This is a genomic window from Cronobacter turicensis (assembly GCF_041222865.1).
GTDB classification, from domain to species: domain Bacteria; phylum Pseudomonadota; class Gammaproteobacteria; order Enterobacterales; family Enterobacteriaceae; genus Cronobacter; species Cronobacter turicensis.
Genome location: NZ_CP165997.1, coordinates 2,446,843 through 2,468,131, shown reverse-complemented (window position 1 = coordinate 2,468,131; position 21,289 = coordinate 2,446,843). Strand labels below are relative to the sequence as shown.

Here is a 21,289-nt window from a genome sequence, read left to right as displayed (position 1 = left end):
CGCACAATAATTGTTTTTTATGCTTTCACTGTTTTACTCAGACTCTGACTGATTGACGAATCTGCCCGTAGAATTAATCTCGTCAAGGCGACAATCTGTTGCTGAATTAACTGAAAGTAAGGACAACATTATGCGTAAATTAACGGCTATCTTCGTTGCTTCTACCCTGGCGCTTGGCGCAGCTAACCTGGCGCAGGCGGCGGAGACCCCGGCGCCTGACGCGAACGGCACGCCAATGATGCACCATAAAGGTCCGCGCGGCCCGCATCACGATATGATGTTCCAGGGGCTGAACCTGACCGATGCGCAAAAGCAGCAAATTCGCGACATCCGTAAAGCCCAGCGTGAAAAATTTGAGCGTCCGTCTCTGGAAGAGCGTCGCGCGATGCACGATCTGATTGCCAGCGACAGCTTCGATAAAGACAAAGCGCAGGCCCAGATCGACAAAATGGAAGCGCAGCATAAAGCCCGTATGCTGGCGCACATCGAAACCCAGAACAAAATCTATAACGTACTGACCCCGGAGCAGAAAAAGCAGTTTAATGCCAATTTTGAGAAGCGTCTGACAGAACGTCCGGCTCCGGAAGGTAAAATGCCAGCAGATTCAGAATAATTCTGACCCTGCTTAAGACCGCCGGTTTTGGCCAGTGCCCTTTGATGGCGCTGGCCAGGGCCGGCGGTTTTTCTTTTCTTGCCCCTCTTGCCACGTAATTTCTGTTGGTTATCATTCTCGTTGCCGCATCGCGGCTGCTTTTGCCTGCGTATCGTTAACACGTCGCGACCGCCATCCACTGACGTGCCGATCGCAAGGCAATAACATGTATAACGATAATTTTTCGCCGCAGCACGTCTGCGGCGATTTGCGCACGATGCGTTTTTCAGGAGTGGGGATGGAATTTTTCGACGTCAAAAAAATGCCGGTGAACCTGTGGCGTAACGGCGCAGGCGAAACCCGTGAGATCTGTTGTTTTCCGCCAAGCCGGGATTTTAACTGGCGCGCCAGCATTGCTTCTTTCGCCAGCAATGGCGACTTTAACGTTGTACCGCAGGTAGATCGCGTGATGACGCTACTCGATGGCGGCGAAGTCACGCTACTGAGCGGCGGCGCGTTTCGCCACACCTTAAAGCGTCATCAGCCGTTTACGTTCGCGGGCGAGCACCCGGTGCGCGCGGAGCTGACCGACGGGCGTATGTCGCTGGATTTCAACCTGATGACCCGCCGCGACCGTTGCCGCGCGCAGGTGCGCGTCGCCGATCGCACGTTTACGACCGGTCATGCAAGGGGCGGCATTGTCTATGTCTTAAGCGGCGCCTGGCAACTTAACGATAAACTGCTGACGGCAGAGCAGGGCGCCTGGTGGCAGGAGGGGAGTCATACCCTTCGGCTACTGAAAGCCGAAGGGCAGGTGCTGTTCAGCGAGATAACCTATCTCTGAGGCGCCTGCGCGCCGATGTCGATAATCTCATGCTCGCCGCTGATAAGCGGCTTGCACAGAATGCGATAGCCGTCGTTATCAAAGCCCTGTGGCGCGCGGGAGATCGTCGCCGCGTCGCTCAGTGACGACACGGAACCCAGCCAGTACCAGTTATGGATGATATGGTACTGGGTCATCTCGCCGAAGCTTTCCCGCAATCCGACCGGGCCGTCCCACGGCCAGCAGATAACCCGCATCCGCTCCAGCGCGTCCATCAGGCGCGCGTTGTGCGCCTCAAGCGGCTCTTTGCCGCAGCAGGCCCCGGCGCAGCGTTTCAGCGCCGAGCGGAAACAGGCGCGCCCAGGGCGAACCGACTCCAGTCCCAGCAGGCCGTAGCAGAGCTGCTGTTCGTCGGCGATGGATTGCAGCGTGCCGAGCGCTGCGCGGCGGCTCGAAAAAAGCCCATACAGGCCCGGCTGGTGCGAGAAATCGACATCGCGGGCGTACACGACGTCTGGTTTTTCACCTTTAAACTGCAATGAACAGAGCTGCCGGTTACGGCGCAGACGCTTGTTGAATAGCGGCTGCTGCTCTTTGATCATTTGCGCTTCTAACAGCAGCGCGCCGATTTCGCCCGCGGTGCGGATAAACGTGATGCGCCGCGACTGGCGCAGCATGGAGGCTTCATCCGGGGTACGCAGGTGCGACAGCACCCGGCTGCGAATATTGACGCTCTTGCCGATATAAAGCGGCATGGTTTCGCTTTCGCCATGAAAAACATAGACGCCGGGGTGCTTCGGCAGATCTTCAAGCCACGGACGCAGATGTTCGGGGTATTCATAAATTGCCGCTTTTTCAAACTCCAGCCGCGGCGCGCCAGTACGCCTTACCACATCACTCTCCTGAATACTGTTTACTTATCCAGTCTATCAGGGAATGTGTGGTTGAAAAAGCGTCATTTTCAGTTCAGGTTGCGGGTGGCGAGCCAGCAGAGCAGCGAACCTGCCACGACCATCGCGACGCCCTGCCAGAAAGCCATGCCTGGCGTAAGGCCCAGCCACAGACTCGCCAGCAGCGCCGAGAGCACCGGCGTGAAGTAAGAAGCGGTGGCGAGCAGCGTCATATTGCCGTGCTGAATACTGTAGTTCCAGGCGGCGTAAGCGGTGGCGGTGGACAGCCCCATAAAGAGCAGTTGCGCGACGGCAGGAACCGACAGCTGCAGGGGCGGCTGCGGCGCAAGGCTGTATTGCAGCCACAGGACGGCGGCCGTGGCGCAGAAAAAGAGCGCCACGCCGTTCTGGCCGTTGCTCCAGCGGCGCGTCAGATTGCAGTACAGCGCCCAGACGAAGGCGGCGCAGAATGCGAGCGCGTAAGCAACCGGGTTATCCTGCATGTTGAGCCAGAACTGCGCGGGCGACCAGTCGCCGTCGCCCTTCAGCACCTGGAACACGCCTGCGACCGCGAGCAGCAGGCCCGGCCACAGCCAGAGGCGGCAGCGCTGGCCGTTGATAAGCACCGCCAGCAGCACCGTCAGGCTCGGCCAGAGGTAGTTAATCATCCCAAGCTCCAGCGACTGCGCGCGGGTGTGCGCAAGCCCAATCGCCAGCGCGAGGCAGATTTCATAGCTAACAAACAGTAATCCGCCGGTCAGGAGATAGCGGCGCGGTAAGCGGCCTGGGTGAATAAGACCCGGCGACGCCATCAGACACAGCGAACTAACGGTATAAATCAGCGCTGCGCCGCCCACCGGCCCGAACGCTTCGCTGATACTACGAAACAGACCGACAGAGGTGCTCCAGAGCAGAATGGCCAGCAGGCCCGGCAGCGTGGCGCGCTGCGTTGAAACAGACATACGTCATCCGTGAGAAAAGGCTGTGGCGAGAAACGTAACAACGAACGGGGCGATACTCCCCGGTCAGGCCGGGGAGCGTGCCGCAAAGCGATTATTGTTTCCAGAAGTCATCGAAAACGGTGATCGGCGGGCGACGTTTGTGCTCGGTTTTCACGTACCAGCCATCAATAATTTGGCTGATTTTCTCATCGAGCGGCTTGCCTTCCAGATAATCATCGATGTTGTCATACGTGACGCCCAGCGCCACTTCGTCCGGCAGGGACGGGCGATCATCTTCGAGATCGGCGGTCGGCACTTTAAGATAGAGGTGCTCCGGGCAGCCGAGGGTTTTCAGCAGCATTTTGCCCTGGCGTTTGTTAAGGCGGAACAGCGGGTTAATGTCGGTGCCGCCATCGCCGTACTTGGTGTAAAAACCGGTGACGGCTTCGGCCGCATGGTCGGTGCCCACCACCACGCCTTTGGTCATTCCGGCGATGCTGTACTGCGCTTTCATACGCTCGCGCGCTTTTTCATTGCCGCGGACAAAATCGCTCAGCTCAATGCCCGCTTCGCGCAGCGCTTTTTCGCTCGCCAGTACCGCTTCTTTAATGTTCACCGTCAGAACTTTATCCGGCTGAATAAACGCCAGCGCGTCCTGACAATCTTTTTCGTCAAACTGTACGCCGAATGGCAGGCGCACCGCGATAAACTGGTAGCTCTGATCGCCGGTTTCATCGCGCAGTTCGCTGATGGCAAGCTGGCTCAGTTTGCCCGCGAGCGTGGAATCCTGGCCGCCGCTGATACCGAGCACCAGGGTCTTCAGAAACGGATAGGTCTTCAGATAGGCTTTGAGGAAATCAACGCTGCGGCGGATCTCTTCATTGGCGTCGATATGCGGTTTCACGCCAAGTGCCTGAATAATTTCTTGTTGTAATGCCATTTACCCCTCCAGTCTTGTGCGCCTGCAACGTGCAGGCATTGAAACAGTGATCTGTTAAAGCTAACCCGTTGTGGGCAAAACGACAAGGTGTCACCCTTCTGTGCGGCGCCAGACCCTTTTGCGACATCAGCTCTGGCTGAGGGAATACTCTTAATTTGGCGCTCTTTCAGGTAACAAGTTGAAAAATGTTATTTTATATTCCAGGCTTATCTGCACACGCTGAAAAAAAGAGGATGACACAATGAACAAGAAGTTTGCAGGATTTCTGAGTGCAGCGGCAGTTATGACCATGCTGGCAGGGTGTACCGCGTACGATCGTACCGCCGATCAGTTTACCCAGCCGGTGGTAAAAGATGTGAAAAAAGGCATGAGCCGTCAGCAGGTCATGCAGATCGCGGGTAAACCGTCTTCTGAAGTTACCATGATCCACGCTCGCGGTACCTGCCAGACCTATATCCTGGGCAGCCGTAACGGTAAAACCGAGACCTATTTCGTCGCGCTGGATGAAACGGGCCACGTGCTGAACTCTGGCTACCAGACCTGTGCCGAGTACGATACCGACCCGCAGGCGCCGAAGAAGTAATCGCGCTGTTGACAGAAAAACCGGCTCCGGCCGGTTTTTTTACGTCTGTGTGTTGCGAGATGCGCGCCGGCAAATAAAAAACGCCGCGCTAAGCGGCGTTTTGGTGTGGTTCAGGCGGCGGTTATGCCGGGATGGACGCCACTTTCGGCGTGCGCGCCCAGACGCGGTGGCAGGCGAGCTGGTGGATGAAATCATCCATAAAGCTGCCTGAGGCGTCGTCGGCTTCGACAATCCCTTCTTCGCCGGTGTCCGGTACCGCCAGTCGGCTTTTAAGCCCGCGCGCGTCGCCCATCAGGCCGATCGCTTTCAGGTGTTTATACGCCTCCAGCAGGTAATAGACCGCATCGCCGTTATCGGCAAGCGCGCTCGCGGCGCCGCCCGGCACCAGCACGGCATCGACGGTCACCGACGGCGATCCGGCAAACGTGCCCGCCACTTCCAGTTGCGAGCCATCATCCGCCGTCACGCTGCCCATGCGGCTGTACAGTAATTTGGCATGTACACCGTGCGATTTCAGCGCCTGCAGCATGGCGAGCAGATCGGCGGATTTCACATGGTCGTTAAGCAGTACGGCGACCACACGGCCTTTTACCGAGCCGCCTGGTACGGCATACAGGCTCAGCGACGGATCTTTTTTCAGCCCGTTTACGTCCTTCGGCGGGGCCACGTGCATCTGCTCGTCAGTCAGCGTAATACCCAGATTAGTGGCCACCGGATGCGCCAGCGATATATCGATATGGCAGAGGTGATCCACCACGCGCTCGCGGATATAACTGCGCACCACTTTACTGAGTTCAAAGCTGAACGCATCGATGATATGACGTTGCTCCACCGGCGTCTGGCTCTGCCAGAACAGGCGCGGCTGGGAGTAATATTCGCCAAACGACGGGCTGCGCTCGCGGATTTTGTGGCCTTCAACGCGCACCTGATGGCTTTCAAACCCGCCGGCTTTCGGCGCAGGCGGCGTTTCGCGCGGCCAGTTGTCGTTAATCGAGTTCGGCTCGTAGTTGGCCGGATTGGTGTCGATATCCATCCGGTGCATGCCGTCGCGCTGGAAGTTATGGTACGGGCAGGTCGGGCGGTTAATCGGGATCTCGTGGAAGTTCGGCCCGCCGAGACGGCTTATCTGGGTGTCGGTGTAGGAGAAGAGACGCCCCTGGAGAAGCGGGTCATTACTGAAATCCAGCCCCGGCACAATATGACCCGGATGGAACGCCGCCTGTTCGTTTTCGGCGAAGAAGTTATCCGGATTGCGGTTCAGCACCATTTTGCCGACGAGTTGCACCGGCACCAGTTCTTCCGGGATGAGCTTCGTCGCATCAAGCAGATCGAAATCGAATTTAAATTCGTCTTCTTCGGGGATCAGCTGCACGCCGAGTTCATATTCCGGGTAATCGCCCGCTTCGATGGCTTCCCAGAGATCGCGGCGGTGGAAATCCGGATCGCGCCCGGTCAGCTTCTGCGATTCATCCCAGATAAGCGACGCTTTGCCCGCCACCGGTTTCCAGTGAAAGCGCACAAAGGTGCCTTTGCCTTCGGCGTTGATAAAGCGGAAGGTATGGATACCAAAGCCTTCCATGGTGCGGTAGCTGCGCGGAATGCCGCGGTCGGACATCGCCCACATAACGTTGTGCAGCGTTTCCGGCTGAAGCGACACGTAATCCCAGAAGGTATCGTGCGCGCTCTGGCCCTGCGGAATAGCCCAGTGCGGCTCCGGCTTCACGGCATGGACGAAATCCGGGAATTTATGGACGTCCTGTATGAAAAACACCGGTGTATTATTGCCGACCAGATCGAAAATGCCTTCTTCGGTATAAAACTTGGTGGCGAAGCCGCGAATATCGCGCACCGTATCCGCCGACCCGGCGCTGCCCTGAACGGTCGAGAAACGTACAAAGACCGGCGTGATTTTCTGCGGGTCGCTTAAGAACGCGGCTTTAGTGATATCGCTCAGGCTTTTGTACGGCTGAAAGTAACCGTGGGCGGCAGAGCCGCGCGCGTGCACGATGCGCTCAGGAATGCGTTCATGGTCAAAGTGGGTGATTTTTTCCCGCAGGATAAAATCTTCCAGGAGCGTCGGGCCGCGGGTGCCAGCGCGGAGCGAGTTTTGATCGTCAGCGATGCGCACGCCCTGGTTGGTCGTCAGCGCCTCGTTCTCACCGCCTTTGCGGAAGGTGTCCAGCGCGCCGAGTTTATCGTTCGTCACCTGCGGCGCCTTCAGGCTGCCTGGCGCGGTCGGTTGCTCGCCCGGCGCCGTTGGCGTCGGGGAAGGGCGGTGGGAGCCATCGGCAGGCGCCAGCGATCCCATGCCCGGCTGGGATGAGCGCGCGTCGTGGAACGGGGCTTCATGGTTAGGGCGTTTCTCATCATTCGACATTGAACTCGTCTCCTTTCCTTTTTCTAAAGCAGTCGGATGGCTGCATGAAATGTAAGGTAACTATAGAACAGCACTGAAGTTCTTGTGGAAAAGGCGACGGCGTAAAAAGCGGCAAATGAACGGCACAGCGCACGCATGATGCGACGCAAGGCCGTCCGATCCGCTATCATAATGGTTTATCTTTTGTTTACAGCCAGTGAATCCGACGCTTATGAAACCACTTCGTCATCAGAATCGTCCCGTTATCAGCTATGTTCCACGTGAGGAGCCGGCCCCGCCGGATCATGCGGATCGCATGGAGGGGTATGACGATGTCTGGGTGCTGAAGGGCAAATATGTGGCGTTTGTGATGTCCGGGGATCGTTTTCGCCGCTCGCCCGTATTCAGTAGCCCGGAAGCCGCCCAGCGCTGGGCCAACCAGCTCAAGCAGGATGAGATATAGGGCAAGGTTTATCGCCCGGCGCGACGCGCAAAAGAAAGAGGTCGCCTGAAATAACAAAGCCCGCCGGATGGCGGGCTTTGTCGTCTGTGCGGCCGACGGAACGCCGCAAAAATAAAACCCCGGCGCGCAGGCCGGGGTTTTGGGGTATAACTTTTGATGCGATTAACGGTGCGCCAGTTCGGCTTCGTCATCGCTGTTCATGATGGTTTTATCCGTCTGCTTCAGCCACTGGCTGGTCAGCGTACCGGCGGTCATGGAGCCGCTGACGTTCAGCGCGGTACGGCCCATGTCGATCAGCGGTTCGACGGAAATCAGCAGCGCCACCAGCGTGACCGGCAGACCCATCGCCGGCAGGACGATAAGCGCGGCGAAGGTCGCGCCGCCGCCCACGCCCGCTACACCGGCGGAGCTTAAGGTCACGATGCCGACGAGGGTGGCTATCCACACCGGGTCGAGCGGGTTAATGCCGACGGTCGGCGCGACCATCACCGCGAGCATCGTCGGGTAGAGACCTGCGCAGCCGTTCTGACCGATCGTCGCGCCAAAGGAGGCCGCGAAAGAGGCGATTGACTCCGGCACGCCCAGACGACGCGTCTGCGCTTCCACATTCAGCGGAATGCTGGCGGCGCTGGAGCGGCTGGTAAAGGCAAACGTCAGCACCGGCCAGACTTTGCGGAAGTAACGCAGCGGGCTGACGCCGTTTACCGCCAGCAGCACGCCGTGCACCACGAACATAATGCCGAGGCCCAGATACGAGGCGACCACAAAGCTGCCGAGCTTGATGATGTCCTGCAGGTTAGAGCCGGCAACCACTTTGGTCATCAGCGCCAGTACGCCGTACGGCGTCAGCTGCATCACCAGACGCACCAGTTTCATCACCCAGCTTTGCAGGATATCGATAGCGGCCAGTACGCGCTCGCCTTTCGGCGCGTCGTCTTTCAGCAGTTTCAGCGCCGCCACGCCCAGGAACGCCGCGAAAATCACCACGCTGATGATCGAGGTCGGGCTCGCGCCGGTCAGATCGGCGAACGGGTTCTTCGGTATGAAGGAGAGCAGCAGCTGCGGTACAGTCAGATCGGCGACTTTACCAGCGTAGTTTGTCTGAATAGCGTTAAGACGCGCGGTTTCCGCGCTGCCCTGCACCAGACCTTCCGCCGTCAGGCCGAAGAGGTTGGTCACCAGCACGCCGACCAGCGCCGCGATAAGCGTGGTGAACAGCAGGGTGCCGATGGTCAGCACGCTGATTTTACCCAGCGACGAGGCGTTATGCAGACGCGCCACGGCGCTCAGGATCATCGCGAACACCAGCGGCATGACGATCATCTGCAGCAGTTGCACATAGCCGTTACCGACAATGTTGAACCACTGGATGGAGGTTTTCAGCGTCTCGCTGTCAGAGCCATAAATGGTATGCAGCGCGAGGCCGAAGACCACGCCCATGGCGAGACCGAGTAATACTTTTTTTGCCAGGCTCCACTGGGTATGGCGCGTGCGCGCCAGCAACAGCAGCAGAACCACGAACGCGACAACGTTCGCTATCAGTGGAAGATTCATCCCCGTTCTCCTGATTTTTTTATAACCGGCATGGCCGAAATGGCATGCCTTTATGCCGCAAAGGGTATCAGAATCAAAAGAGGGTGCCTTATATCCAAATGGAATGGTTTATATCAAAACGCAATTTCAGTTTATTTACTGCTCCATCTGGTGATGAATAAAGCGATTAAAGGTGTTTTGCAGGGAATTAATCGCGGCTGACGACCACTTCATCGCGCTGCTGTCGGTCATGCTTTGCGGCATCCATACCGCCCAGACAAACAGCGCCATGCACAATACGCGCTCAAGCTGGTTGCCTTTTTGCGGATAGAGGAGCGGCAGACGGAAGCGCCAGCGACAGGGCCACAGCAGCGGCACGCCGGCGGGGGTTATCATATCGGCGAGAATATGGCTGAGATAGCCGAGCACCAGCCCTTGCAGCGCATCGGCAGGTAATATCCAGGTTTCAGGCACTTTTAACAGAAAGAGCGTCAGGCCGCCGAAGACCGCGAGCAGACTGTGCGTAAAGCCCCGGTGACCAAACATGCGCGCCACGGGCTTTGAGATCCACTTTAACCGTTGACCGAGGAAGGACTTCGGATGATCGATATCCGGCAGCAGGCAGGTGAGAATGGCGGAGGGAACAATATGCCACCAGTCGCCCTGCGCCAGCACAGGGGTCAGCTCGGCATTTTTAGCAAATACCGCGCAGGCAATCGAAAAAAGCAGGTGGCCTTCCGCCGTCATGATAAAACCCTGAAACTGTCAATCTATCCAGTATAGGGTTTTTATACAGTAGAGAAAAGTGGTGACGGTGTAACACTTTGTCACCGCAGCCCCCGTGACGCCTCGCTTTGCGGTTATCGGGCGAGCCAGCCGCCATCCACCGCCAGGGTGTATCCGTTAACGTAATCCGACGCCGCCGAGGCGAGAAAAATGACGGGCCCCTGTAAATCTTCCGGCGTTCCCCAGCGGCCCGCCGGAATACGCGCAAGGATTTCCTCATTGCGGTCAGCGTCTTCGCGTAGCGCCTGCGTGTTATTGGTCGCCATATAGCCCGGCGCGATGCCGTTGACGTTAATGCCGTACGGCGCCCATTCGTTGGCCAGCAGGCGGGTCAGGCCCAGCACGCCGCTTTTCGAGGCCGTGTAAGAGGGGACGCGAATGCCGCCCTGAAAAGAGAGCATCGAGGCGACGTTGATAATTTTCCCGCCGCTGCCCTGGGCGATGAACTGTCTGGCGACAGCCTGAGAAAGGAAGAACAGGGCTTTGAGGTTGAGATCCATCACATCGTCCCAGTCTTTTTCGCTGAAATCGATGGCGTCGTCGCGGCGAATGATCCCGGCGTTATTCACCAGAATATCGAGGCGGCCCAGCGCATCGACGGCCTCTGTGACAAGCGGCTGTACCGGCGCCGTGGCCAAATCGGCTTCGATAGCGACAAAACGGCGTCCCAGCGCGTGAACTTTGGCGGCGGTTTCCCGCGCCGGACGGCGGCTGACGCCTGCGATATCGCACCCGGCGGCGGCGAGTCCGAGCGCCATGCCCTGTCCCAGCCCGGTATTGCACCCGGTCACCATCGCCACTTTTCCGGCAAGCGAGAATGTATCCAGCATGTTCCGTTCCTCTTTGGCTCATCATTGCGGCGCAGGGAAATTCCCTTTCGCATTCAGAGCAATGATAGGAGTCGCCAGAAGAAAAGACAAAGCCAAATGAAACTGTGTTTTAAAAATATGACGGCGGGCGTTTTTTTGCGGAAAAGAAAAGCAAAAACCGCTGCCGGACGGGCAGCGGTAGAAAGGGATCTCAGCCTTTCAGATGCCAGGGCTCCAGCTCGGTCAGCGAGTTCAGCCGGACGTTGGCGAGCGCCCAGCGCGCATCGCTGCGGTTCTCTTCGGCCGGGACCACAATAGAGCGCATACGCGCCGCTTTGGTGGCGACCATGCCGTTGACGGAGTCTTCCAGCGTCACGCAGCAGAGCGGATCGACCCCAAGTTTCGCCGCCGCATCCAGATAGACCTGCGGGTGCGGCTTGCTGTAAGGCAGGTGTTCGGCAGAAGCGAGCACGTCAAACTGGTCGCGCAGATCAAACAGCGTCAGCACACGCTCCAGCATCCGCAGCGGCGAGGCGGAGGCGAGGCCGACCTTCAGCCCCTGCGCTTTACAGAGCGCAATCGCGTCTGCCACGCCTGGCAGCAGCGGGCGTTGTTCTTCCACCAGCGTCATGGCGCGCGTAATGATGCGCTGCGTCACTTCATCCACCGACGGGCCGTTCCACGGCTGCTGCGCGAACCACAGCGCCACGACCAGATCGATGCGCAGCCCCAGCGTGTCAGGAAGTTCGTGACGGCGGGAGGTATCGACCCCGAGCGTTGCGATCACTTCAAGCTCTGCCTGGTCCCAGAGCGGTTCAGAGTCAATCAGTAAACCATCCATATCAAAAATAGCGGCGAGGATCTGTCGCGGCGAAGACATCGGCTGTCACTCCTTCTTTTTACTTTTTACGCGGGAAAGGTTAATCAATAGCCGGAAAAGCGCGTTATGGCTACCGCTTTCCGTGCATGTGCCGGAAAGTTCAGGCGAAAAGACGCGTCACAAGGTAAACTTAGGCGAATCTGTCGCGTCGCTATCAAGGGGAAAGCATGACGTATCAACAAGCTGGACGCATTGGTGTCTTAAAACGCATCGCCGGATGGGTGATTTTTATTCCTGCCACGCTCTCCACAATTATCTCGGTGCTGAAATTCATGTATCAGCACAGCGAAAAGCAGCCGGGCATTAACGCCGTGATGATGGATTTCGCCCACGTGATGATTGAGATGGTGCGCTTTAACACGCCGTTCCTGAATCTCTTCTGGTACAACTCGCCGCAACCCGATTTCACGCGTAACGCGAATATCAGCTTCTGGATTATCTATATTCTGATTTTTGTCGGTCTGGCGTTACAGGCCTCCGGCGCGCGGATGTGCCGCCAGGCGCGTTTTCTGCGCGAGCATGTCGAGGACAGCCTGATCCTTGAGCGCGCCAAAGGCGAAGACGGACTGACCCGCGACGCGCTGGAGTCGCGCATCGTGGTGCCGCGCCATACCATTTTCCTGCAAATCTTCCCGCTGTACGTCCTACCGGTGATTGTGCTGGTGCTGGGCTACGTGTTCTTCTCCCTGCTCGGGTTTCTGTAAACGCGAAACGCGCGCTGCGGCGCGCCTTTATCAGATGCCCAAAACGCGGGTTAACGCCTGCTGCGCGGCCCCAAGGTGCTGGCCGCCGAAAAGCGTCGCGCGGTTTAAGAGCGTATAGAGCTGATAGAGCGGCTGGCGTTCAAGAAAGCCCGCGGGCAGCGGCAACACCGACTGATAACCGTCGTAAATCTGCGGCGGCTGTTCCGGATGCAACGGCAGCATCGCCAGATCGCATTCGCGGTCGCCCCAGTAGCAGGCCGGGTCGAAAATATACGGCCCGTTCGGCCCCAGCGCGCAGTTGCCGGACCACAAATCGCCGTGCAGCAACGAGGGCGCGGGCTGGTGAGAGACCAGTTGCTGATGTACGGCGTCGACTATCCGGTCGATATCGCCAAACTCCATGCCTTTTTCCGCGGCCAGCTCCAGCTGCCAGCCGATGCGCTGCTCGGCAAAAAAGCGTGCCCAGCGGCGCTGCCAGGCGTTGGGCTGCGGCGTCGTGGAGAGATGGTTGTCGTAATCCAGACCGTACTGCGGCTGCTCGCTCCACTGGTGCAGGCGCGCCAGCTGTTGGCCCAGCAGAAAGGCGTTATGCGCGTCGAGCGGTTTCGGCGGCAGGTATTCCAGCAGAAGAAAGCTGTATTCGCGGTCGCTGCCGACAGCGATAACGTCCGGCACCGTGACCGTTTTACTGCGCGCCAGCAGGTTGAGCTGATCGGCTTCGGCGGTGAAGCAGGGCAGCAGCGTGGAATCATCGCATTTCACGAAGATGTCGCGTCCGGCCCAGTCGATTCGCCATGCGGCGTGAATTTCACCGCCTGGCAGTTCGGTTCGCTGGCTGATTTCACCGGCGCCCAGCTGTTCGTTTAACAAACGCGTAATGGCATGCCACATGATTACTGTCCCAGGTTTCCCGTAAAGAATGTCAGCTTAACGCGCCCGCGCGGGTGAAAATCTGCGCGGACGCACAACCTGCCGCGCCCGGACGGCGTTAAACGGTGTCGTTGTCGCGCAGCCAGGCTTCAAACGTGGTGACGTTGACCTGCGGCTTCTGGTCAAGCGCCGCTTCGCCAAGCCCTTCGGCCAGTTCAGCGACTTCTTGCTCGCTGAGTGCGCTGACCAGCCCGAAGGTATTGGTGCCCAGCTCGTGAATTTTGCCGTCGTCGTCGGCAAGCGTGAGCTGGAAACCGCCGCGGGTCAGATGATTATTAAGCTCGTTAATATCGGTCAGGTTTTTCTCATGAAACGTAACGGTGACGACATAGCGGGTCACTTCACTCATGGCGAACCTCATTGTCAGCAATAAAATGCCAGCCCGGAGGGGCTGGCCGGAAAGTTAGCGAGTCAGCCAGTGATAGATGCGATCGGTGTTTTCCAGCGAGCAGAGCCGCGTGCCCTGGTTGATAGTGGCGGCGCTACCGGCGGCCACGCCGTAACGCACCATATCAAGCAGCGGGGCGTCCTGCGCCAGACGCAGCGTCATAGCGCCAACCATACTGTCGCCCGCGCCGACGGTGCTCTGGCTTTTCATCGGCGGCGGCACGACCTGAACGCAGTCCTTACCATCAACGCCGAGCGCGCCCTGCGGGCCCAGCGAGACGACAACGCGGCGGGCTTTGCCTGACTGCACCAGTTCTTGCGCCGCCTGGCGCACGTCATCCGGCGCGGTCAGATCGCGTTTCACCAGCGCCGCCAGCTCTTTCTGGTTGGGTTTGACCAGTTCGATATCGCCAATCTCCAGCGCGGCGGCGAGTGCGTCGCCGGAGCTGTCGACAATCAGGCGGATCCCTTGCTGACGGGCGGCTTTAATAAGTTGCTGGAGTTTTTCAATGCTGACGCCGGGCGGCAGGCTGCCGCTAATAACCAGAATGGCGCCTGATTCAATCGCCAGGACTTTCTCTTCAAGCTGGCGGAATTCATCGTCGGTTATTGTGGCGCCGGGCATCACGAAGCGGTACTGCTCGCCGCTCGACTCGACATGCACATGGAGATTCTGACGCGTCCAGTCATGGGCGGAAACCGTCTCCACGGCGACGTGTTCATCATTAAGCAGCGAAACCAGATGCTCGCCGGTCGCGCCGCCTGCGGGGAAGAGGGCGGTCGCGGTGCCGCCCAGATGGACAATAGCGCGCGCGACATTAATGCCGCCGCCGCCGGGTTCAAACACCGGCGAGCTGCAGCGTAGTTTCCCTTCCGGGTAGATTTGCGGCGTCATTGTGGCGCTGTCGAGCGAGGGCGCCAGTGTAAGCGTATAAATCCGTACCATATCGCCTCCGTTTTTTAAACTGCCCTAAGCGTAGCACCCGACAGCCAGACGGTGGGTGAATAATGTGCTGATTTTACCTTGTACCCTATATAAATCGGATGCCTGTTCTATATATAAAAAAGTTTATTTTTAGGTGTTCGCTTATTCTTAAATGTCGAAAGGAATTCATTGCTAAGCCAGAGGGCTCTTTTTATAATTCGTTACCTTTCTGTGGGTGGATTTTATTGATCCAGAGAAAAAGTTACGGGACCGTAATGGTCCTTTTTTTTGTTGTATGGACCTGAAAATCAACATGAAGCTTTTTAAGACAGTACCCCTGGCAATGCTGCTGGCGGGTGGCGCGCTGCTGAGCCAGCACGCGATGGCTGATAATACCGTTTTTACTGTCATGGACGATCCTTCCACCGCGAAAAAACCGTTTGAAGGTGATTTAAACGCGGGTTACCTGGCACAAACCGGCAACACCAAAAGTTCTTCCTTAACGGCTGACAGCAACCTGACCTGGTATGGCAATACCACCGCCTGGTCGCTGTGGGGCAACGCCAGCAACACCTCTTCTAATGACGAACGCTCATCTGAGAAATATGCCATTGGCGGACGTAGCCGTGTGAACGTGACCGATTATGACTATCTGTTTGGCCAGGCGAGCTGGCTGACGGACCGTTATAACGGCTACCGCGAGCGCGACATCCTGACAATGGGTTATGGTCGTCAGTTCCTGAACGGGCCGGTACACAGCCTGCGTTTTGAATTCGGTCCAGGTGTGCGTTACGACGAGTACACCAACGGCGAGACCAAAACCCAGGCCCTGGGTTATGCTTCCGGCATCTACGCCTGGCAGCTGACGGATAACACCAAATTCACCCAGGGCGTTTCCGTGTTCGGCGCTGACGATACCACCGTTAACTCCGAGACGGCGCTGGACGTGGCTATCAACGAGCATTTCGGCCTGAAAGTGGCGTATAACGTGACCTGGAACTCCAGCCCGCCGTCGAGCGCGCCGGATCATACCGACACCCGCACCTCGGTGACGCTGGGTTACCGTATGTAAGCCATGCTTACCACGCATGATAAAGGCTGGCGCTGCCAGCCTTTTTAGTTTTTATTGCGTGTCTTTCCGTGGTTTTTTTAGCATTGCGTGTGTTTTGCTACTGGCCCTTATTTCCTGAACGCCTTTCTTTTCAAGTGGCTGCATCACTCTTCAGTTTCTTTGATGTCGCACGCCAAATAATTTCACTGTTCGAAAGTGTGATCTGGATCTACTATTTGCACACTGGTGGTGAATAAAACGTCACCGAATTTTTATGCTGCAAAGAAGAGATAACAAAGATGAACATAGTCAACACTGCCGCCGCCGCCCTGGCCCTGAGCGTGCTTTCCTTCAGCGCCTTTGCTGCCCCGACGACTCAGCCCTCGCAGAATAACGCCCCTTATGCCGGATGGCGCGCAAGCGACATTGAAGCAGGTACAAACATTCAGCCCGGCGCGGTCACGACCGGCCAGTCCATGAATGATGCCTTCAATACGCAGACGCTGGTTGCGGGCGACTGGTCCTGATGGATTATTGCTTCAAAGATCTTTTGTAAAAGCCGGATCGCCCGATCCGGCTTTTTTGTTTCTTTCGCGCTTCATTATGTTACCCCCTGTTTCTCCTCTTTCGCCGACTGCTGTGTGCTACTCATTTCATTCTTATCAGAATAATTCGCTGGCACCGTAATTTTCATCATTTCTGTCAGTCCTTAAGCGCAAATAAAAATATCCCTGTCAGTACCAGGCATTTTCGACTGGCATCGCTTAGCTCCCTAATAAAATATGCCGAATGAATAACCTAAAACGCGATAAAATAAACTGTGAAGTTGATCGCAAATTTGTTCGCTGTTAGGGTAAAGAAGGGTCAGGCATCTGAAAACGCAGGTAAGCACATTCGGATGTGTCATTACTAACAGCGGGAAGAGATCCTGCTACGCTCTTAAAGGAAGTCCTGGAAAGATAAGGCTTCTTTATCGCTAAGGAAGCGGACTAAGGGGCGGCATTGACCGTCAACCGAGTCAAAGAGCGAATTCAATGAGGATGGATATGAAGCTTAAAAGAAAAAAAGTAGAGCCGATCTCTCTGAGTGACGTCACGATTATTGATGATGCGAAACTTCGCAAAGCGATTACCGCAGCCTCTCTCGGTAACGCGATGGAGTGGTTTGATTTTGGCGTGTATGGCTTTGTGGCTTACGCGCTCGGCAAAGTGTTTTTCCCGGATGCAGATCCCAGCGTGCAGATGATCGCCGCGCTGGGGACGTTCTCGGTTCCCTTTCTTATCCGTCCGCTCGGTGGGCTGTTCTTCGGTATGCTCGGCGATAAATATGGTCGCCAGAAGATCCTCGCGATAACCATTGTGATTATGTCCGTCAGTACATTCTGTATCGGGCTTATTCCGTCGTATGCATCGATTGGTATCTGGGCACCTGTCCTGCTGTTGCTGTGTAAAATGGCGCAGGGGTTCTCTGTCGGGGGCGAATATACCGGCGCGTCGATATTTGTCGCGGAATATTCCCCTGACCGTAAGCGCGGCTTTATGGGCAGTTGGCTGGATTTCGGCTCTATCGCGGGCTTCGTGCTGGGCGCGGGGGTGGTGGTGCTTATCTCCGCTATCCTTGGCGAAGATAACTTCCTGAGCTGGGGCTGGCGTCTGCCGTTCTTCCTGGCGCTGCCGCTTGGTCTGATTGGTCTTTATCTGCGCCACGCGCTGGAAGAGACTCCGGCGTTCCAGCAGCATGTCGATAAACTGGAGCAGGGCGACCGTGAAGGCCTGCAACACGGCCCAAAAGTTTCCTTTAAAGAGATTGCGACTAAACACTGGCGCAGCCTGCTGGCGTGTATCGGTCTGGTGATTTCCACCAACGTGACCTACTACATGCTGCTCACCTATATGCCAAGCTATCTGTCGCATAATCTGCACTATTCCGAAGAACACGGCGTGCTGATTATTATCGCGATTATGATCGGCATGCTGTTTGTGCAACCGGTGATGGGCCTGCTGAGCGACCGTTTCGGGCGCCGTCCATTCGTCATCTTCGGCAGCGTCGCGTTGATGGTGCTGGCGATCCCGGCCTTTGTACTGATTAACAGCAACGTGATTGGCCTGATTTTCTCCGGCCTGCTGATGCTGGCGGTGATCCTGAACTGTTTCACCGGGGTAATGGCCTCTTCACTCCCGGCGATGTTCCCGACGCATCTTCGTTACAGTGCGCTGGCAAGCGCCTTTAATATCTCGGTACTGATTGCCGGTCTGACGCCGACGCTTGCGGCATGGCTGGTGGAAAGCACCGAAAACCTGATGATGCCAGCCTATTACCTGATGGTCGTGGCGGTTGTTGGCCTGATTACCGGCCTGACAATGAAAGAAACCGCGAATCGTCCGCTAAAAGGGGCGACGCCGGCGGCATCGGATATCCAGGAAGCGCGCGAAATTCTGCGTGAGCACCATGACAATATCGAACAGAAAATTGAAGATATTGATAAAGAGATAGCCGATTTGCAGGAAAAACGAACCCGTCTGGTTGACCAGCATCCTCGCATTAATGAGTAAATCTAAAGCCCCTTCGGGGCTTTTCTTTTTCCTGTCACGGGTTAGCCCTGATATCCCGCTTATACCCCTCGCCTTATTATGCTAAGCAAAATCTCAATAGCTTGATTCTCAAAGGCAGATTGTGAATGATCGCCGTACACACACCGGCAATGAATAACAATGAAAAAGACAATTGTAGTTTGCTGCTTTTATCTCTGCAGCACAGGCCCTGCCAGCGCCGTAGTTCAGGGCCGCGAATATAATACCTGGTATGAAAAAGACGCCGTTTTATATGATATGACGCAGACCGCCGAGGGCAGCCCGGTGATGCTGAGCATTTCTCAGGCGGGCTATCGATCCGCCAATATGGTGATCTCCTCCATGACCACCGGTAAATGCCCCGTGCAGGCAAGGACGCTTGAAATCAATAACGAGATCGTGCCCGCGGAATATGTCTGTGCCGAACAAGGTTCGGAGAGGATTGAGCATTATCTGGTTCGGGATGCCGATAAGGTCAATGCGCTGGTAGAACGGTTGCGTTCAGACTTTACGGTAATGAGCCAGAAAGAGGTCAAAGTGTGGGCGGCGAATATTAAAACGCCAAAATACGGTATGACGCCGCGCCTGTGACACGGGCAGGGAACGCAAAGGGTGGATCGCAGTTATGCGAAGATCCTCATTTTTACAGATCGTAAAATTAATGATACAGCATAAAATAAGATATGGTTTGCGTGAGGGTGACATAAAACACTGCGTATGAATAATAGGGCAGCGATTATCACGGTTTTTGAAATTGAGTTCAGTTTTTACCGTGGAAATTAAAACCAATGGAGAAAGTAAATAATGAACAAAATTTCAACGCTCACGTTAAGTCTGCTCGCTGCCAGCTGTCTGTCCGGCAGTGCTTTCGCGGCCGAAAAGGCTTCTGAAAATACCGCGTCTTTTCCGAAGGCTGAAAAAGGCATGGTCCGCCAGGTGATTGCATTACCTGAGCGCCAGGATGAGTCGGCTTATAAAGTTGAGCTGATTATCGGCCAGCTGCTTAACGTGGACTGTAATAAACACCAGCTGGGCGGAAAATTCGAGCGTAAGACGCTGGAAGGCTGGGGGTACGACTATTACACCTTTGAGCCTGCGAAGAACGCAGACGGCTCTGTTATGTATACGTCAACTATGATGGCCTGCCCGGATAATAAGAAAGAGAAAAAATTCGTTACCGCTAACCCTGGCGACGCGGCAATGCTGAACTACAACAGCAAACTGCCGGTAGTGGTGTATACGCCGGAAAATATCGACGTGAAATATCGTCTCTGGAAAGCGGACGACGCCCTCGTCGACGCTAAAAAGAAATAAGCGCTCATCGGTTATTTCTGATGTATAAGGCAGGCAAAGTCTCGCCTGCCTTACGCAAGCTCTGATTTACTCTGGTACGCCTGGGCAGGAAAACAGCGTTTACGCGACATTTTTGCCTCATCGCGCATAATGCACTTATTCGTTTTGACCTTTCTTGCGTTATGGGCCAGATTTACGCGACCCGTAAACCTTGTTGTGCAGGGATGAAAATGAAAATTCATTTTTCAACGCTTAATGAAAATCATGTGACTGGGTGCGCCACTCTGTACCGGACAGTCTATAAAGAAGCGCCCTGGTTTGAAACGAGCGAGCTGGAGCTGATCATAAATTTCATCAAAGCGCATCTGAAGAATAATTTTTTCAGGGGCTATATCGCCTGGCACGACGATAGGATGGTGGCCGTCAGTATCGGTTTTAAGAAACCGTGGCCGGGTGGGGTTGAGTACTATATTGATGAGTTCTTCGTCGAGCCTGCATATCAGGGAAGGGGAGTAGGTTCAGAGCTGATGAATTTTATCGCTGAACAATCCTTAACCGAAGGGCTTAATGCGATAATCCTTAACACCCATAAAGATTATCCTTCTGATTTCTTCTACAGAAAAAATGGATTCGATGAGCATTCGGGATTAATTATTCTTTCCCGAACGCTCAGGTGATATCAACGCTTCAACGCGTATTTCCTGAACGAATCGAGGCGCAAATATCCTGCATCACCTTCCGCGCAGTCTGGCTGATGCCGCCAAGCTGAAAGAAACCGTGAATAACGCCCAGATAGCGTTGCGCCGTACAGCTCACGCCTTGCTGCGTCATACGGGCAAACAGCGCTTCGCCTTCATCGCGCAGCGGGTCATATTCCGCTGTGATGATATGTACCGGCGGCAACCCCGCAAAATCATCGCGAAATAAGGGGCTGGCTTCAGGATGCGTGACGTCAGTATCCGCAAGATAGGCTTCAAAACCGCTCAGAAACGCGTCGCTCGTCAGCACATAATCGCTGCCGTTCACGGTATAACTTTCAGATGATGCCGTGGCATCCAGCATCGGGTAAATAAGCACCAGTTGCCTGGGTAACTCTGCGCCGCTATTTTTTAATCGCAGGGCGGTTATCAGCGCCAGATGCCCGCCTGCGCTGTCGCCCATAAACGTGATGTGACTGCGTTCAACGCCCAGCGTTTCTGCGTCTCGCCAGATAAGATGCGCGGCATGTTCGGCGTCATCATGTGCGGCAGGGTAGGTATGTTCTGGCGCTAAACGGTATTGCACCGCAATCACACGACAGCCGCTCAGAAACGCAAGCTGGCGTAGCTGATTCTCGTGCGTTGAAAAGCCGCCGCTCACAAAACAGCCGCCGTGATAATAGATAATCGCAGGCAGCGATTTTTCGGCGTTAAGGGGCGAGAAAATGCGTAACGGGACAGCGTCAATCATCACATCGTTAATATTCACGCGTGTCTCAGGGGCGCCTGCGAGAACGGTGCTTGCGATATAACCCGCGCGACGCTCTTCCATGGTTTGATTGCGCGGTGAAGGGCGGCCTGCGGCGATAAACTCATCAACAAGACCTGCGATTTCGGGTTCCAGAGCCATGGCGTAATGTTCCTGTTTAAACGATGCCGGCAAATGAGTTCCAGAGTTTAAATTTTTGCTATTGTTAAGAAAAGTTCACCCACCAGAACCAGGCGGTATCTGACTGCCAGGCGTAACACGGTAAGGGCGGCGGTTCTAATGAAACGGGAAATAAGGGCGAGGCGTTTGCTGAAACAGGTGCCGTGCTTCTGGCGTTAAATGACGAACAGGTACAACCGCAAGGCC

General features: G+C 55.9%; 23 protein-coding genes. 11 read left to right on the top strand and 12 right to left on the bottom strand.

All coding sequences use genetic code 11. The features are described from left to right. Nucleotides 1-130 precede the first annotated feature (130 nt). Complete coding sequence (gene spy, locus AB8W27_RS11720) at nt 131-613, top strand: ATP-independent periplasmic protein-refolding chaperone Spy (RefSeq protein ID WP_007760355.1); 483 nt, start codon at nt 131-133, stop codon at nt 611-613. 277 nt (nt 614-890) lie between these two features. Continuing rightward, on the top strand, nt 891-1,436 hold the full coding sequence (gene ves, locus AB8W27_RS11715) for an environmental stress-induced protein Ves (protein ID WP_041924149.1): 546 nt from the start codon (nt 891-893) through the stop codon (nt 1,434-1,436). Here the strand turns inward: ves and cho are convergent. The 3 genes from cho to nadE form a co-directional block, all read right to left on the bottom strand. Then, nucleotides 1,427-2,308 carry an excinuclease Cho gene (cho, locus tag AB8W27_RS11710; RefSeq protein ID WP_015740981.1) on the bottom strand — a complete coding sequence of 294 codons (882 nt, stop codon included), beginning with the start codon at nt 2,306-2,308 and terminating at the stop codon, nt 1,427-1,429. The genes ves and cho overlap by 10 nt on opposite strands. A 68-nt stretch (nt 2,309-2,376) precedes the next feature. Continuing rightward, nucleotides 2,377-3,267 carry an aromatic amino acid DMT transporter YddG gene (yddG, locus tag AB8W27_RS11705; RefSeq protein WP_015740982.1) on the bottom strand — a complete coding sequence of 297 codons (891 nt, stop codon included), beginning with the start codon at nt 3,265-3,267 and terminating at the stop codon, nt 2,377-2,379. Nucleotides 3,268-3,358: 91 nt separating this feature from the next. Beyond that, entirely contained in the window at nt 3,359-4,186 is an 828-nt protein-coding gene (nadE, locus tag AB8W27_RS11700; RefSeq protein WP_015740983.1) for an ammonia-dependent NAD(+) synthetase, read from the bottom strand. Nucleotides 4,187-4,427: 241 nt separating this feature from the next. On the opposite strand from nadE, the gene osmE reads away from it, so the two are divergent. Continuing rightward, nucleotides 4,428-4,769 carry an osmotically-inducible lipoprotein OsmE gene (gene osmE, locus AB8W27_RS11695; RefSeq protein ID WP_015740984.1) on the top strand — a complete coding sequence of 114 codons (342 nt, stop codon included), beginning with the start codon at nt 4,428-4,430 and terminating at the stop codon, nt 4,767-4,769. Nucleotides 4,770-4,890: 121 nt separating this feature from the next. Here osmE and katE read toward each other — a convergent pair whose 3' ends face one another. Next, complete coding sequence (katE, locus tag AB8W27_RS11690; RefSeq protein WP_041923470.1) at nt 4,891-7,146, bottom strand: catalase HPII; 2,256 nt, start codon at nt 7,144-7,146, stop codon at nt 4,891-4,893. Between the two features lie 196 nt (nt 7,147-7,342). Here katE and cedA point away from each other — a divergent pair, with 196 nt between their 5' ends. Further along, entirely contained in the window at nt 7,343-7,588 is a 246-nt protein-coding gene (gene cedA / locus AB8W27_RS11685) for a cell division activator CedA (protein WP_282914006.1), read from the top strand. A gap of 162 nt (nt 7,589-7,750) precedes the next feature. On the opposite strand, the gene AB8W27_RS11680 is transcribed toward cedA, so the two are convergent. The 4 genes from AB8W27_RS11680 to hxpB form a co-directional block, all read right to left on the bottom strand. Next, entirely contained in the window at nt 7,751-9,142 is a 1,392-nt protein-coding gene (locus tag AB8W27_RS11680; RefSeq protein ID WP_007760387.1) for an L-cystine transporter, read from the bottom strand. 135 nt (nt 9,143-9,277) lie between these two features. After that, nucleotides 9,278-9,868 (bottom strand): metal-dependent hydrolase, encoded by a 591-nt coding sequence (locus tag AB8W27_RS11675; protein WP_007696709.1) that lies wholly within the window; start codon nt 9,866-9,868, stop codon nt 9,278-9,280. Nucleotides 9,869-9,981: 113 nt separating this feature from the next. Next, nucleotides 9,982-10,737 (bottom strand): 2-dehydro-3-deoxy-D-gluconate 5-dehydrogenase KduD, encoded by a 756-nt coding sequence (gene kduD / locus AB8W27_RS11670; protein WP_015740987.1) that lies wholly within the window; start codon nt 10,735-10,737, stop codon nt 9,982-9,984. A gap of 190 nt (nt 10,738-10,927) precedes the next feature. Then, nucleotides 10,928-11,596 carry a hexitol phosphatase HxpB gene (hxpB, locus tag AB8W27_RS11665; RefSeq protein ID WP_015740988.1) on the bottom strand — a complete coding sequence of 223 codons (669 nt, stop codon included), beginning with the start codon at nt 11,594-11,596 and terminating at the stop codon, nt 10,928-10,930. A 167-nt stretch (nt 11,597-11,763) separates the two neighbouring features. Between hxpB and AB8W27_RS11660 the strand changes: the two genes are divergently transcribed. Further along, on the top strand, nt 11,764-12,300 hold the full coding sequence (locus AB8W27_RS11660) for a YniB family protein (RefSeq protein WP_015740989.1): 537 nt from the start codon (nt 11,764-11,766) through the stop codon (nt 12,298-12,300). Between the two features lie 30 nt (nt 12,301-12,330). On the opposite strand, the gene AB8W27_RS11655 is transcribed toward AB8W27_RS11660, so the two are convergent. From AB8W27_RS11655 to pfkB, 3 genes are all read right to left on the bottom strand, one after another. Then, nucleotides 12,331-13,191 carry a fructosamine kinase family protein gene (locus AB8W27_RS11655; protein WP_041923471.1) on the bottom strand — a complete coding sequence of 287 codons (861 nt, stop codon included), beginning with the start codon at nt 13,189-13,191 and terminating at the stop codon, nt 12,331-12,333. A gap of 97 nt (nt 13,192-13,288) precedes the next feature. Further along, entirely contained in the window at nt 13,289-13,579 is a 291-nt protein-coding gene (gene ghoS / locus AB8W27_RS11650) for a type V toxin-antitoxin system endoribonuclease antitoxin GhoS (protein WP_015740991.1), read from the bottom strand. 54 nt (nt 13,580-13,633) lie between these two features. After that, a complete protein-coding gene (pfkB, locus tag AB8W27_RS11645; RefSeq protein ID WP_015740992.1) occupies nt 13,634-14,563 on the bottom strand; it encodes a 6-phosphofructokinase II in 930 nt (309 codons plus the stop codon). Between the two features lie 292 nt (nt 14,564-14,855). Here pfkB and AB8W27_RS11640 point away from each other — a divergent pair, with 292 nt between their 5' ends. The 6 genes from AB8W27_RS11640 (at nt 14,856) to AB8W27_RS11615 (ending at nt 20,133) form a co-directional block, all read left to right on the top strand. Continuing rightward, entirely contained in the window at nt 14,856-15,614 is a 759-nt protein-coding gene (locus AB8W27_RS11640; protein ID WP_041924150.1) for a YdiY family protein, read from the top strand. Between the two features lie 278 nt (nt 15,615-15,892). Beyond that, nucleotides 15,893-16,120, top strand: coding sequence for a hypothetical protein (locus tag AB8W27_RS11635; RefSeq protein WP_015740994.1), 228 nt, complete (start codon nt 15,893-15,895; stop codon nt 16,118-16,120). A gap of 519 nt (nt 16,121-16,639) precedes the next feature. Then, complete coding sequence (gene proP, locus AB8W27_RS11630) at nt 16,640-18,145, top strand: glycine betaine/L-proline transporter ProP (protein ID WP_007760414.1); 1,506 nt, start codon at nt 16,640-16,642, stop codon at nt 18,143-18,145. A gap of 159 nt (nt 18,146-18,304) precedes the next feature. Beyond that, nucleotides 18,305-18,754, top strand: coding sequence for a hypothetical protein (locus AB8W27_RS11625; RefSeq protein WP_015740996.1), 450 nt, complete (start codon nt 18,305-18,307; stop codon nt 18,752-18,754). A 213-nt stretch (nt 18,755-18,967) separates the two neighbouring features. Continuing rightward, nucleotides 18,968-19,477, top strand: coding sequence for a serine protease inhibitor ecotin (eco, locus tag AB8W27_RS11620; RefSeq protein ID WP_041923472.1), 510 nt, complete (start codon nt 18,968-18,970; stop codon nt 19,475-19,477). 209 nt (nt 19,478-19,686) lie between these two features. Beyond that, nucleotides 19,687-20,133 (top strand): GNAT family N-acetyltransferase, encoded by a 447-nt coding sequence (locus AB8W27_RS11615; protein ID WP_015740998.1) that lies wholly within the window; start codon nt 19,687-19,689, stop codon nt 20,131-20,133. 10 nt (nt 20,134-20,143) lie between these two features. Here the strand turns inward: AB8W27_RS11615 and AB8W27_RS11610 are convergent, their stop codons facing one another. Then, complete coding sequence (locus AB8W27_RS11610) at nt 20,144-21,064, bottom strand: alpha/beta hydrolase (protein WP_041923473.1); 921 nt, start codon at nt 21,062-21,064, stop codon at nt 20,144-20,146. Nucleotides 21,065-21,289 lie beyond the last annotated feature (225 nt).

Coding starts and splice junctions, on each gene's coding strand:
- AB8W27_RS11655 (WP_041923471.1), bottom strand. CDS start 13,191: ATGTGGCATGCCATTACGCGTTTGTTAAACGAACAGCTGGGCGCCGGT.
- AB8W27_RS11660 (WP_015740989.1), top strand. CDS start 11,764: ATGACGTATCAACAAGCTGGACGCATTGGTGTCTTAAAACGCATCGCC.
- AB8W27_RS11675 (WP_007696709.1), bottom strand. CDS start 9,868: ATGACGGCGGAAGGCCACCTGCTTTTTTCGATTGCCTGCGCGGTATTT.
- AB8W27_RS11680 (WP_007760387.1), bottom strand. CDS start 9,142: ATGAATCTTCCACTGATAGCGAACGTTGTCGCGTTCGTGGTTCTGCTG.
- ves (WP_041924149.1), top strand. CDS start 891: ATGGAATTTTTCGACGTCAAAAAAATGCCGGTGAACCTGTGGCGTAAC.
- katE (WP_041923470.1), bottom strand. CDS start 7,146: ATGTCGAATGATGAGAAACGCCCTAACCATGAAGCCCCGTTCCACGAC.
- pfkB (WP_015740992.1), bottom strand. CDS start 14,563: ATGGTACGGATTTATACGCTTACACTGGCGCCCTCGCTCGACAGCGCC.
- AB8W27_RS11640 (WP_041924150.1), top strand. CDS start 14,856: ATGAAGCTTTTTAAGACAGTACCCCTGGCAATGCTGCTGGCGGGTGGC.
- proP (WP_007760414.1), top strand. CDS start 16,640: ATGAAGCTTAAAAGAAAAAAAGTAGAGCCGATCTCTCTGAGTGACGTC.
- ghoS (WP_015740991.1), bottom strand. CDS start 13,579: ATGAGTGAAGTGACCCGCTATGTCGTCACCGTTACGTTTCATGAGAAA.
- nadE (WP_015740983.1), bottom strand. CDS start 4,186: ATGGCATTACAACAAGAAATTATTCAGGCACTTGGCGTGAAACCGCAT.
- spy (WP_007760355.1), top strand. CDS start 131: ATGCGTAAATTAACGGCTATCTTCGTTGCTTCTACCCTGGCGCTTGGC.
- AB8W27_RS11615 (WP_015740998.1), top strand. CDS start 19,687: ATGAAAATTCATTTTTCAACGCTTAATGAAAATCATGTGACTGGGTGC.
- yddG (WP_015740982.1), bottom strand. CDS start 3,267: ATGTCTGTTTCAACGCAGCGCGCCACGCTGCCGGGCCTGCTGGCCATT.
- eco (WP_041923472.1), top strand. CDS start 18,968: ATGAACAAAATTTCAACGCTCACGTTAAGTCTGCTCGCTGCCAGCTGT.
- AB8W27_RS11625 (WP_015740996.1), top strand. CDS start 18,305: ATGAAAAAGACAATTGTAGTTTGCTGCTTTTATCTCTGCAGCACAGGC.
- osmE (WP_015740984.1), top strand. CDS start 4,428: ATGAACAAGAAGTTTGCAGGATTTCTGAGTGCAGCGGCAGTTATGACC.
- AB8W27_RS11610 (WP_041923473.1), bottom strand. CDS start 21,064: ATGGCTCTGGAACCCGAAATCGCAGGTCTTGTTGATGAGTTTATCGCC.
- hxpB (WP_015740988.1), bottom strand. CDS start 11,596: ATGTCTTCGCCGCGACAGATCCTCGCCGCTATTTTTGATATGGATGGT.
- kduD (WP_015740987.1), bottom strand. CDS start 10,737: ATGCTGGATACATTCTCGCTTGCCGGAAAAGTGGCGATGGTGACCGGG.
- AB8W27_RS11635 (WP_015740994.1), top strand. CDS start 15,893: ATGAACATAGTCAACACTGCCGCCGCCGCCCTGGCCCTGAGCGTGCTT.